Source organism: Hephaestia mangrovi, assembly GCF_019880555.1.
Lineage (GTDB): Bacteria > Pseudomonadota > Alphaproteobacteria > Sphingomonadales > Sphingomonadaceae > Sphingomonas > Sphingomonas mangrovi.
In genome coordinates, this window is record NZ_JAINVU010000010.1 from 59,068 (window position 1) to 71,291 (window position 12,224).

General features: G+C 65.8%; 8 protein-coding genes. 3 read left to right on the forward strand and 5 right to left on the reverse strand.

All coding sequences use genetic code 11. From position 1 onward, the window contains the following. Positions 1–102 precede the first annotated feature (102 nt). The 3 genes from K7G81_RS16705 to K7G81_RS16715 all read right to left on the reverse strand — a co-directional run bounded on the left by K7G81_RS16705 (position 103) and on the right by K7G81_RS16715 (position 3,838). Positions 103–2,403 carry a patatin-like protein gene (locus K7G81_RS16705; protein WP_223031970.1) on the reverse strand — a complete coding sequence of 767 codons (2,301 nt, stop codon included), beginning with the start codon at positions 2,401–2,403 and terminating at the stop codon, positions 103–105. 24 nt (positions 2,404–2,427) lie between these two features. Next, positions 2,428–3,120: an endonuclease/exonuclease/phosphatase family protein gene (locus K7G81_RS16710; protein ID WP_223031971.1), complete on the reverse strand. Its 693-nt coding sequence runs from the start codon at positions 3,118–3,120 to the stop codon at positions 2,428–2,430. Positions 3,121–3,232: 112 nt separating this feature from the next. After that, positions 3,233–3,838: a TetR/AcrR family transcriptional regulator gene (locus tag K7G81_RS16715; RefSeq protein WP_223031972.1), complete on the reverse strand. Its 606-nt coding sequence runs from the start codon at positions 3,836–3,838 to the stop codon at positions 3,233–3,235. A gap of 118 nt (positions 3,839–3,956) precedes the next feature. On the opposite strand from K7G81_RS16715, the gene K7G81_RS16720 reads away from it, so the two are divergent. Genes K7G81_RS16720 through K7G81_RS16730 form a run of 3 tightly spaced genes read left to right on the forward strand, consistent with a single transcriptional unit; the run spans position 3,957 to position 9,706 of the window. Further along, the gene (locus K7G81_RS16720; RefSeq protein ID WP_223031973.1) at positions 3,957–5,096 is read left to right on the forward strand and encodes an efflux RND transporter periplasmic adaptor subunit; all 1,140 of its coding nucleotides are present in this window, start codon (positions 3,957–3,959) and stop codon (positions 5,094–5,096) included. A 6-nt stretch (positions 5,097–5,102) separates the two neighbouring features. Further along, entirely contained in the window at positions 5,103–8,297 is a 3,195-nt protein-coding gene (locus K7G81_RS16725; RefSeq protein ID WP_223031974.1) for an efflux RND transporter permease subunit, read from the forward strand. Between the two features lie 44 nt (positions 8,298–8,341). After that, on the forward strand, positions 8,342–9,706 hold the full coding sequence (locus K7G81_RS16730) for an efflux transporter outer membrane subunit (RefSeq protein WP_223031979.1): 1,365 nt from the start codon (positions 8,342–8,344) through the stop codon (positions 9,704–9,706). A 207-nt stretch (positions 9,707–9,913) separates the two neighbouring features. Here K7G81_RS16730 and K7G81_RS16735 read toward each other — a convergent pair whose 3' ends face one another. Next, positions 9,914–11,476: a hypothetical protein gene (locus K7G81_RS16735; protein WP_223031975.1), complete on the reverse strand. Its 1,563-nt coding sequence runs from the start codon at positions 11,474–11,476 to the stop codon at positions 9,914–9,916. Further along, on the reverse strand, positions 11,469–12,224 hold a 756-nt coding region (locus tag K7G81_RS16740), incomplete at its 5' end, for a flavin monoamine oxidase family protein (RefSeq protein ID WP_223031976.1). The genes K7G81_RS16735 and K7G81_RS16740, both read right to left, overlap by 8 nt.

Genomic DNA, 12,224 nt, shown 5'->3' on the forward strand with positions numbered 1-12,224 from the left:
CACGATTTGGCCAGAGGGCGGGTGGGGGGGCGGGCGGTCACCGCTTTCGCCCCGTTTGCGGTCTTTATCCCCTCCTCGAAAGCGAGGGAAAGGAGGGCGGCTTCACGGGGCGCCGATCTCGTCGCGCAGCGATGCGATCAGTGTGGGGATCGTGGTGAGGCGCGGTTCTTCCTCGTCGAGGACGGCGAGGAACGCCGCGCGCTTGATGCCGGCGACGCGGCCGGGCTTGAGGCGGATGCTCTCGGGCAGCGTCGACAGCACGATGTCGATCATCCGCTCGGCACCGTGCAGGCGGCCCCACAAATAGTCGTTCTCGCGATAGGCACGGCTGAAAAAGGCGCCGAAGCTGTTGAACTGGATGCCCTTCAGCGTCGCCTCGGCGCCACCGGCGCGGATCGAGCGGGCATCGTCGGGCGCGATGCGATCGACCTTGATCGGATCGAATTCGTCGAGCCCTTCGCCCTGCAGCAGCGGCAACGTCGCAACGTCGAAATAGGGAAAGCCCAGATAGGTCAGCAGCATCTCGCGGCGGATGGGCTTGGACAGGACCGCCAGCGCGCCGGCCATGCGCTCGTCGGTTTCGGCGTCGAGGCGGGTGAGGTCCATCGATTCGCCGAGGCGATCGAGCACCACGCCGGCGTCATCGGCGAGGCGGCGGACATCGCGGCGCAAACGGATGTGCTGATCGGTGCGCTTGCATTCGAGATAGAGCGCGAGCGATTCGTAGATCGCCTCGCGGATCGGGGCGAGTTCGGCCTCCTCATGCGCCATTTCGATCTCGGCCAGGCGCCGCGCGAGCAGCCGCAGCCGGCGGATGCGGAACCCGAGGTCGTAGCGGCGGAGGAAATCAATCGTGGCGTCGCTCGCCTTGCCGGCGAAGGTCGGCGTCTCGTCGTGGAAGCCACGGGCGCGGATCGTCGCGGCCACGGTATCGCGGATATGGCGCTTGCGGCTCGGCCCATGCTCACCCCCGACCTGGTAGAGCAGCGTCGAGATGAGATCGATCACGCCGTCGATCTTGAGATGGCCGTAGGCGGCATAGGCATAACCCGCCTTAACCGCCGCGGCGTTCTGCGCGCGGCGTCGCCAGGAGAGTAGGCGGCCCGGCGTCGGCCGATCGAGAAACAGCGTGTGGCCGAACAGCGATTCGATCTCGCCCGCGACCTCGGGCGCGATGTCGGACACGATCGCGCGCATCCGCTCGATCCGCGCGGAGCGTTCGGCCAGGTCTTCCAGATTGTCGCGGATCGGCTGCTGGCGGGGCAGCTCCGATACCGCGCCGATGATCGTCTGGAAGAAGCCGGGCGCTTCGCCCACTTCGCCGCCGAAATGGATTTTCAGCCCCGGCGAGGGATCGATATAGATGAAGCGGCGGTCGATCTGGCGGTGCGCGGGGCGTTCGCGCAGCGCATCGATCGCCGGACGGAAGGGGGCGTTGGCGAGCACCGATCCGTCGATCAGCACAGCCTTGTCGGCCGCATTGGCGGCGGCCTGACGCGGCAGCACGCGCGCAAGGAACGCGTCGCGCCCCGGCCAGGCGGTGTGGCGCTGATCGAGCACCTCGTCGAGTTCCTTGACGGTGAACGGCGGAAACGCGCCGGGGAAGCTCGAGGTGGCGCGCGCCGCGAACACCAGCTCGGCCGGATCGGCGAGCATGTTCACCGCTTCGCCGTGATCGCTATAGGGAAACACCAGCCGATGTTCGGTCTCGACCACTTCGGGCGGCGAATTGAGCCGCAGCCGCTCGGGGTGGCCGCGAAAATCGGTGACGGTGACGTAGAGATCGAGCGGCTGGCCATCTGGCAGCAGGCGCGCCTCGCGCGGGGCGGCGGCCATCGCCTCGACCGCGTCCATCAGCATGTTGGTGAACAGATGCCCACCGAACGGCGGCTCGAACCAGCGCGACCGCACGAAATGCGACAGCTTGTTGCGAACCTCCTCACGCGCGGCGGGCTCGACCAGTTCGTCGACATCGCCGCCGTTGCGCTTGGCGGCCATCCATGCCAGCGGCAAGGCCCAGGCCTTGGTCAGCCGGTTCGACGGCGCGGCATCGGGGGCGATCAGCGCCTCGACATCGGCCGATGTCAGCCACAGGTCGGTCAGCGGTTCGAGCGATTGCCCGGTGGAGATCGCCTGGGCGAGGAACACCCCGTTGATCCCGCCCGCGCTGGCGCCCGCGATGATATCGACCAGCACCCGCAGCTTGACGCCGGCGACCTCCTCGATCTCCTCCAGCATCGCGCGGTAGATGCCCTGGCTGCCGCCCGCCGCCGCCTCGCGGGCGTGGAACGCGCGGCTCGCCCGGGCGAAGCGCCAGATTTCCTTGGTGATGCCGTGCATGTAGACCGCGAGGCTGATGCCGCCGTAACAGACCAGAGCGAGCCGTACTTCCTTTTCGCGCATCGCCGGCTCACCGTCTCCCCGCGGTCACGCCCGCTCCACCGTGGCCCAGATCGGCAGGTGGTCCGAAGCGGTGCGCGCCGTCAGGCTGTCATGCACCCCGCAGTCGACGATGCGCAACTCCGGCGAGACCATGATCTTGTCGAGCCGCGCCACCGGGCGGCGGGCGTGAAAGCTGGGGCCGGTGTCGGCGACCTGATAACCGTGGCGGAAATCGCGCATCGCGCCGGTTCGCGCGCTCCATTCGTTGAGGTCGCCCATCAGGATCGTCGGGTGGCGCGTGGTGGAAACGTCGATATGGCTCATGATCGCATGCGCCTGCCGCCGCCGCCACAGGCCGGAGAGATCGAGGTGCATGCCGACGATGCGGATCGTTTCGTCGCCAAGCATGACATCCGCCATCACCGCGCCGCGCGGTTCGAGGGCGGGAAGGTGGATCGGTTCGCGGTCGATGATCTCGGCGCCGCGCCGGACGAGGATGGCGTTGCCGTGCCAGCCCATCGACGCCGCCCTGGTGCCGAACGGCACTGCTTGCCAGGGGCTGTCGTCGAGCTGGTGGTGCTGGATCACCTGTGCGCGCGCGCCGAAGCGGCGATCGGCTTCCTGCAGGCAGACGATATCGGCGTCGATCTCGCGCAGCACCTCGAGAATGCGATCGGGGCGGCGCCGTCGATCGGTGCCGATCCCCTTGCGCATATTGTAACTGGCTACCTTGATCATTCCGCCTGAGTAACGCCCGAGCCTTGGTGCCGGTTGCAGGAACTGGAGCACCGGCGATTGATAACCGGGGGCGGCGGAGAGCCGGTCGTCGCAGTCTGCATGGCCGCGCTTATCATGCCAGGTTTTCGATCGCCTTGTCGATGATCGTGCCGATGCGGCTGCCCAGCGCCGTGACGTCCATGTCCGGCCGCATCACCCTGCGCATCAGGATGCCGATGCCGAGCGCGAGAATGAAATCGACGGCCAGTGTGAGATTTTCATCGGCGGGGCGGGAGGAAAGCGCGGACAGCGCCGCCGTCAGGCTGGCACGCATTCGCGCATCGATCACCTGATTGGCCTTGGCGATCCGCTCGTTGCGGCCGGCCTCGGCGATGATCTCGGCCATCATGCGGCATTCGTCGAGCGGCTCGTCATACGACGCAAAGCGATCCAGCCAGGCCCGGATGCCCTTGACGTCGCCGGCCGCGACCGCCGCTGCGAGAACGTCTTCTTCCAGCCACGAAGCGACATCGGCCTCGCAGATCGCCGCGATGATCTCCTCCTTGCCAGCGAAGTCGCGATAGATCTGGCCGACCTTGATGCCCGAGGCGCGAGCGATCTGGGCGATGCCCGTCTGATGGAAGCCGTGTTCGACGAACAGCGTCCTGGCGGTGGTCAACAGATGATGGCGACGCGTCTCAGCCCGCGCCTCGCGCCTCACGACGCCGCAGTGCAGCATTTTTTTCCTATGACCTTCCCAATCGCTTGCCAACCATCCTGCCGACGCGTAGAGCGCCGGCGAAATGTGAGTGAACGATCACTCACTAACGATATATGAACCATCGCGGGTCGACGCCATGAAAAATGTCATATTGGCAAGCGGAATAGCTTTGCTCTTGTCCGGGTGCGGTCACGGCCAGCAACAGCAGCAGGCAGCCGGTCCGCCGCAGGTATCCTATGTGACGGTGACGCAGCAGCCGGTGACGCTCAGCACCGAGCTGCCGGGGCGGACCAATGCCTATGAAACGTCCGACGTCCGGCCGCAGGTGGATGGTCTGATCAAGGCGCGGCTGTTCGAGGAAGGCGATTTCGTTCGCGCCGGCCAGCCGCTCTACCGCATCGACGCAGCGCCCTATCAGGCTCAGGTGGCCAGCGCGCGCGCCGCCCTGGCCAAGGCGCGCGCGGCGATCGCCTCCACCTCGGCATTGGCGCGGCGTTATGGCGAGCTGGTCAAGATCAACGCGATATCGCGGCAGGATGCCGAAGACGCGGCGACCAATGCGGAGCAGGCGAAGGCCGATGTCGCCGCGCAGGAGGCCGCGTTGCAGAATGCCCAGATCAACCTCGGGCGGACCACCGTGCGCGCACCGATCTCGGGCCGGATCGGCCGATCGACCTATACCACCGGCGCACTGGTCACTGCGTCGCAGGCCAATCCGCTGACCACGATCCAGCGGCTCGATCCGATCTATGTCGATATCCAGGAATCGAGCGCCGACCTGTTGCGGCTGCGCCAGGAGATGCTGGCCGGCAAGCTGGCGAAGGATGGTGATGCCGCTCGCGTTCGCCTGACGCTCGAGGATGGCTCCGCTTATCCGCTGACAGGGAAGCTCAAATTCACCGACGTGACGGTCGATCCCAATACCGGCAGCCAGGTGATCCGGGCGGTTTTCCCCAATCCGCAGCACCTGTTGCTGCCGGGCATGTTCGTGCGTGCCGAGCTTGTGGAAGGCACCCGTGAGAATGCGATGCTGGTGCCGCAGCGCGGCGTCTCGCGCGATGAGAAGGGCGGGGCGGTCGCGCTGGTGGTCGGCGCCGACGGCAAGTTGCAGCAACGCACGCTGACGGCACCGCGTACCGTGGGGCAGAACTGGCTGGTCACCGCCGGATTGAAACCGGGCGACAAGGTGGTCGTCGAAGGCGCGCAGAACTTGCAGCCCGGCACGCCGGTCAAGGCTGTGCAGTTCCGCGACGACGCGCCGGCCGCGGCGAAGTAACCCGCCATGTCGCGCTATTTCATCGACCGGCCCATCTTCGCCTGGGTCATCGCGATCATCCTGATGCTCGCCGGCGTGCTGGCGATCCGCAGCTTGCCGGTGGCGCAGTTCCCGACGATCGCGCCGCCCGCCGTCGCGATCACCGCCACCTATCCCGGGGCGGATGCGGAGACGCTGGCGCGAACCACCACGCAGGTGATCGAGCAGCAGCTCAAGGGCATCGATCATCTACGCTATTTCTCGTCATCGTCCTCGTCGTCGGGAACGGTGACGATCACGCTGACCTTCGATCAGGGCACCGATCCCGACATCGCCCAGGTCCAGGTGCAGAACAAGCTGCAGGCAGCGACGCCGCTGCTGCCGCAGGAGGTCCAGCGCCAGGGGTTGCAGGTCGCGAAATCCTCGGCCAACTTCCTGATGGTGGTCGGCCTGTATTCGCAGGACGGCTCGCATTCGTCGACCGACCTGTCGGACCTCGTCGTGTCGAAGTTGCAGGATCCGATCAGCCGCGTGAACGGCGTCGGCGAGTTGCAGGTTTTCGGCTCGCAATATGCGATGCGCATCTGGGTCGATCCGATCAAGCTGGAAAGCTACGGATTGACCATCGCCGACGTGACCGCCGCGGTCGAGGCGCAGAACGCACAGGTTTCCGCCGGCCAGATCGGCGCGCTGCCAGCCCCCAAGGAGCAGATGCTCAACGCCACCGTCTCGGTGCAGTCGCGCTTGCAGACACCCGAACAATTCGGCGCGATCCGGTTGAAGACGGCGACCGGCGGTGCGGTGGTCCGGCTTCGAGACGTGGCGCGCGTGGCGCTCGGCGCCGAGAATTACGGCTTCAACACGCAATATAATGGCCATCCGGCATCGGCCTTCGCGGTCAAGATGGCGCCCGGCGCCAATGCGCTGACCACGGTCGAATCTGTGAAGGCGCGCGTTCAGGAGATCGCCAAGCAATTCCCGGCCGACGTCAAGGTCGTCTATCCCTACGACACGACCCCGTTCGTGCGTCTGTCGGTCGAGCAGGTCGTCCACACGCTGGTCGAGGCAGTGGTGCTCGTCTTCCTCGTCATGTTCCTGTTCCTGCAGAACTGGCGAGCGACGCTCATCCCGACGATCGCGGTGCCCATCGTGCTGCTCGGCACCTTCGGGGTGCTGGCCGTGGCCGGCTATTCGATCAACACGCTGACGCTGTTCGGCATGGTGTTGGCGATCGGCTTGCTGGTCGACGACGCGATCGTCGTCGTCGAGAATGTGGAGCGCCTAATCCAGACCGAACATCTCTCGCCCTGGGATGCGGCGCGCAAATCGATGGAAGAGATTTCCGGCGCGCTGATCGGCATCGCGCTGGTGCTCTCGGCGGTGTTCCTGCCGATGGCGTTCTTCGGCGGCTCGACCGGCGTGATCTATCGCCAGTTCTCGATCACCATCGTTTCGGCGATGGTGCTGTCGATCATGGTCGCGCTGATCCTGACGCCCGCGCTGTGCGCCACGATCCTGAAGCCGCATGATCCGACCAAGCATGAGGGCAACGGCCCGCTGGCGCGCTTCTTCCGCTGGTTCAACGATCGCTTCGATCGCGGCGTCGACAAATATGAAGGCGGCACGCGCCGCATGGCGCGCGGCTGGAAACGCTCGCTGCTGGTCTATCTCGCGATCGTCTGCGTGATGGCCTTCCTGTTCTGGCGGCTGCCGACCGGCTTCCTGCCGGACGAGGATCAAGGCGTGGTGATCGCGCTCGTGCAGGGGCCTGCCGGGGCGACCGAGCCGCGCACCGAAAAGGCGCTGGCGATGGTCCGCGACCATTTCCTCAAGGATGAAAAGGCCAATGTCGACGGTGTGTTCACCGTTGCCGGTTTCTCGTTCTCGGGTTTGGGCCAGAACGCAGGCCTTGCGTTCATCCGGCTGAAGCCCTGGGACGAGCGATCGGGGGCGGCGAACAAGGCGCAGGCGATCGCCGGTCGCGCCATGGGGGCGTTCTCGCAATATCACGACGCGATGGTGTTCGCGCTCGTGCCGCCCGCCGTGCAGGAACTGGGCAACGCGACCGGCTTCGATCTCGAACTGGTCGACACCGGCAATATCGGCCACGACGCGTTGGTCAAAGACAGCATGATGATGATGGGCATGGCGATGAAGGATCCGCGCATCGCGCAGGTCCGGCCGATGTCGCTGTCCGATGCGCCGCAGCTCAAGGTCGATATCGATCAGGACAAGGCGCAAGCGCTCGGGCTCGACCTTTCGACGGTCAATTCGACCATCGCCACTGCCTGGGGCGGCAGCTACGTCAACGATTTCATTGATCGCGGCCGCGTCAAGCGGGTCTATATTCAGGCAGACGAGCCCTATCGGCTCGCGCCCGAATCGATCGGCGATTTCTATGTGCGTGGCGCGAGCGGCGCGATGACACCCTTTTCCGCTTTCTCGACGTTGTCATGGGCCAAGGCGCCGGTGCAGTTGACGCGCTATAACGGGCAGCCCGCGCTCGAACTGCAGGGCGCGCCCGCGCCCGGCGTGAGCACCGGCTCGGCGATGAAGGCGATGGCGGCGATCCAGGCCAAGCTGCCGCCGGGCACCAGCCTCGAATGGACCGGGCTGAGCTACGAGGAACAGCTTTCGAGCGGCCAGGCACCCGCGCTGTATGCGCTGTCGATCCTGATCGTCTTCCTGTGCCTGGCGGCGCTTTACGAAAGCTGGTCGGTGCCGATCGCGGTGATCCTCGTGGTGCCGCTGGGCGTGCTTGGCGCGCTGCTCGCGGCGACGCTGACCGGGCTCAGCAACGATATCTACCTTCAGGTCGGCCTGATCACGACGATCGGCGTGTCGGCGAAGAACGCGATCCTGATCGTCGAGTTCGCCGAGGAGCGCGTAAGCGCCGGGATGAACGCGTTCAGCGCGGCGATCGAGGCGGCGCGGCTCAGGCTGCGGCCGATCCTGATGACCAGCCTGGCGTTCATCTTCGGCGTGATGCCGCTCGCGATCTCGACCGGCGCGGGCGCGGGCGGGCAGAACGCGATCGGTCGCGCGGTGGTCGGCGGCATGCTCTCGGCAACCGCGCTGGCCATCTTCTTCGTGCCGATGTTCTTCATCGTCGTCAGCCGCTTGTTCGGCCGTGGCCGCGAAGACGAACAGCCGCAGTCGACGGAGGCCGCCGATGGCGACGCGCCGTCTGCCGGCGACGGCCCCGTACCGCAGGAAAGTTGATCGTGCGCAGAATCTCCCCTTTCGCGTTTCTTGCCGGGTCGGCGATGCTGGTCGGCGGGTGCAATCTGGCGCCAACCTATGTGCGGCCGACCGGCGCGGTGCCCGCCGCGCTGCCCCAGGGCGGCGTCTATCCGGCGGCAAAGACCGACGCGCCGGACATCGCCACGGTCGGTTGGCGCGACTTCTTTCTCGATCCTCGCCTGCGCGCGGTGATCCAGACCGGGCTCGACAACAACCGCGACCTGCGCATCGCGGCCGCCAACGTGTTGCAGGCGCGCGCGCAATTGCGCGTCCAGCGCGCCGACCTGGTGCCGACCACGGCGCTGAGCGGCAGCGCCACCTACACCGACAGCGCGTCGAACGGCGCCGGCAGCGGCCAGAATATCGATTATTATAACGTCGACGCCGGATTCTCGTCGTTCGAGCTCGATCTCTTCGGGCGCATTCGCAACCTCAACCGCGCGGCTCAGGAGCAGGTCTTCGCCAGCGAGGAGGCGCAGGATTCGGCGCGGATCAGCCTGATCGCGGAAATCGCGACTGCCTGGCTGACGCTGGGGGCCGATCAGGAGCAACTCCAGCTCTCGCGAGAGACGCTCAAGACGTTCGACGATACGCTGCGCCTCACGCGTGCGCAGTTCAAGGTGGGCGTCGGCTCCGATCTCGAGGTGCAGCAGGCGGAAACCAATTATCAGGCTGCCCGCAACGATATCGCCGCGCTCGAAACGCAGATCGCGCAGGATCACAACGCGCTCAACCTGCTGGTTGGCACCACCGTCAGCGCGGACCAGCTACCGACAACGCTGGACGCCGCGCCGGTGACGCGCGACGCGCTGCCGGCCAACCTCTCTTCGGACGTGCTGCTGCACCGTCCCGACGTGCTCGAGGCGGAGCACCAGTTGATCGCCCAGAACGCCAATATCGGCGCGGCGCGCGCCGCCTTCTTCCCCACCATCTCGCTGACCGCCGCCGTCGGCACGTTGAGCGGGGCGTTGTCGGGCCTCTTCACCGGCGGCAGCTTCACCTATTCGGCATCGCCCAGCGCATCGCTGCCGTTGTTCGACGGCGGGCGCCGCGCCGGCAATCTCGCTTATGCCAAGGCATCGCGCACCGCGGCGGTGGCGACCTATGAAAAGGCGATCCAGACCGCGTTTCGCGAAGTCGCCGACGCGCTCGCCCAGCGTGGCAAGATCGACGAACGGATCGACGCGCAGACGGCCCGCGCGAACGCCGCCGGGGTCGCGGCACGCCTTTCCGAGGCGCGGTTCCGCGCGGGCGTCGATTCGTTCCTGACGACGCTGGATGCGCAGCGCACCGCTTATGCGGCGCGCCAGCAGCTCGTCACCACACAATTGACCAAGGCCAGCAACCTCGTCGAACTCTACCGCTCGCTCGGCGGCGGGCTGAAATGACCGATTGGGCCGGATCTCTCGTTGATCGAAAGACCAGCGCCTTGGCTAAAAAAATGTATATCAATGCGATAGGTGTCAGCCAATTTGGCGTGGCCCAATCGTGCTCCACCGCAAATTGTATTCCTGACCAGGCATCGAATCAAAGCTGGACGAGCGTGTCAGCTCGATTCCTAAGGGTGTCCGGATCGGGTCGGCTGGGCCAGTGTTTCAGGCGCGAAGGTTGCGAGATAGGGTGAGTGAACCATCTTCGTTCAGTGTCTGGCGGCAAGCCCATCGCAAGGGATGGGAGACGTTCTTCACGATGAGCTCCGCCTTCAATCGTAAGCCTGCCCATTCGCGCCCGTCGGTCCACGCCATCATGACTTGTTGGATGCCGGTCGGCCTCGGATAGCCCGGATCGACGCAGCCACTCGCGACCACGGCACCGTGCTCGTCGTTCAGCGTCAGCTTCACCACGCCGGGCGGCGCGGCGACGCCGTTGTTGGCGAGGCCGATCACCACGCCGGCGCCGCCGTCGCGCTCGAACGGCCAGACGAAGGCGGGGTATATACGATAGCCGATGCGGCGCGCGATATGGTCGATCGGCTCGGGATATTTGTCGTAATAGCTAAGCACATTGGCCGCTGAAATGTGGTGCCAATTCCAGATCGACCAGTAATTGGCGCCGACCGCGAGCACATGCTCGATCACCTGCTCGTTCATCGTCACGCCGTCGACGATGTCGAGCTGGTCGGGCGCGCCGGTGGTCATGCCGACTTCACTGATCGCCGCGGTCCAGGCAGGCCGGTTGCTCAGCGCCTCGATCTGCGTGTTCTCGATGAAGATCGTGTCGCTGCGAATCCAGTTGTTCGTGCGCACGGTACGATCGAGCATCGCGGCGTTGCCGACAGTGTTGAAATCGGGCTGGGTGTTGGTGACCAGCGGCGTCTTGGTCCAGTATTTGAGCTGCGTGTCGAGCATGCGCAGCATGGTTTGCTGCGCGATCATGTTGCTGGGGAAGATGTTGCCCTCGAACGGCCAGGTGTGCCCTTCGCCCCAGAAGCCGTACATCATCGTGTCCATATATTCGATGTCGGGGACACCGTTATACTGGTCGGCGAGCAGCGCGTTGAGCTCCGCGAACGCCGCCTGATAGGCCGGATCGTCGTAGCGCGGCATCGCGTGCTTCTTGCGATAGCGCACCTGCGAGCGATCCCCCGGCCAGCTGCCCTTGAGCGGGACGTAGGGCACCTTGCCCATCAGGAAATCGGGCATGCCGGGATCGGGGAAGTCGGGACTTTCCAGCATGATGCGAAAACCGACACGCTTGCCGTGTTGCCTGGCGACATCGAAGGTGATGCGCCACCAGTCGGGCAGGTCGAGGCTACCGGGGCGGCTCTGCACCTCGCGCCAATTGGGGCGGAGGTAGACCTTCTGCACGAAGGGCAGCTTGATCAGGTCCTCGATCGAGCGTTCGAGCACCTGGCCGGGCAGGCGCGGGGGACCGATGTCGCCCGAGATATAGACGGTAAGCCCCATGCCGTAATTGGGCACGATGTCGCGCGAGGGCGATGTCGCCATCACCACTTCTCCACCGGGGGCGTTGGCGTCGGCGCCGTAATTGCTGAACGGCCCCTGATAGAGTCGATCGGGCACCGGCGGGCCGCCGCCCCAGTCGTGGTTTGCCCAGCTATGTTCGAGATACTGCGCCGAGGCGGGCATCGCGACGCCGGCGCCGACGAGGCCGGCGGCTCCGGCCTTCAGGATGTCGCGGCGTTTGATCTCAGGCATCTGCGATCTCCTGGGCGATGCGCGCGGCCGAGCGGACGCACGATTCCATGCCGCGGCTGAGCGGATCGGCATAGGTGCCGGCGAAGTAGAGCCGGCCGTCGGGCTTCATGATCTCGGGCCAGAACTTGGCGAGCGTGCCGGGCGCGAACGGCTCCATCTCGCAGGTCGGCGCGAAGGCGTCCTGGCTCCAGTCATAGGTCAGCGCCTGGACGATCGTGTCGCGCTTGCCGGGATAGACCTCGCGGAACGCCGCCAGCACGCGCTGCGGGGAGAGGCCGCTGGGCCCGAAGGCCTTCAGGATGATGCGAGTCGAGCCGGGCGTTTCGGGCACTGCCCAGATCGACTGGATGTCGTCATGCTCGAAGCTCATCGACAGCTGCGCGAACCCATCGTCGAGCCAGAACTTGCTCTCCGCTTCGAACACGAAGAACGGATGCGAGCTATAGGTCACATTATCGACGACATATTGCTTGGCGGGCGACAGCGCTGGCGTCACCGGGATCTTGCGGAAGACCGGCAGCGAGATCGCGTTGACCAGATAGTCGGCGCGCATCGTCTGGGGCACGTCCTGGCCGTAGGCGGTGAAGCTCACCGTCACGCCATCGGCATCATGCTGAATGGCATCTGTGGACGCCCCTTCGGATGCAAGCGCTAAATCGGGGTATGTTGGCACGTAGTCGGATGCTGTCATCTGTCCGGCCTCGATGAGCAGCGCCATATGCTGCGGGCCAGTATGGGAGTTCGCGGA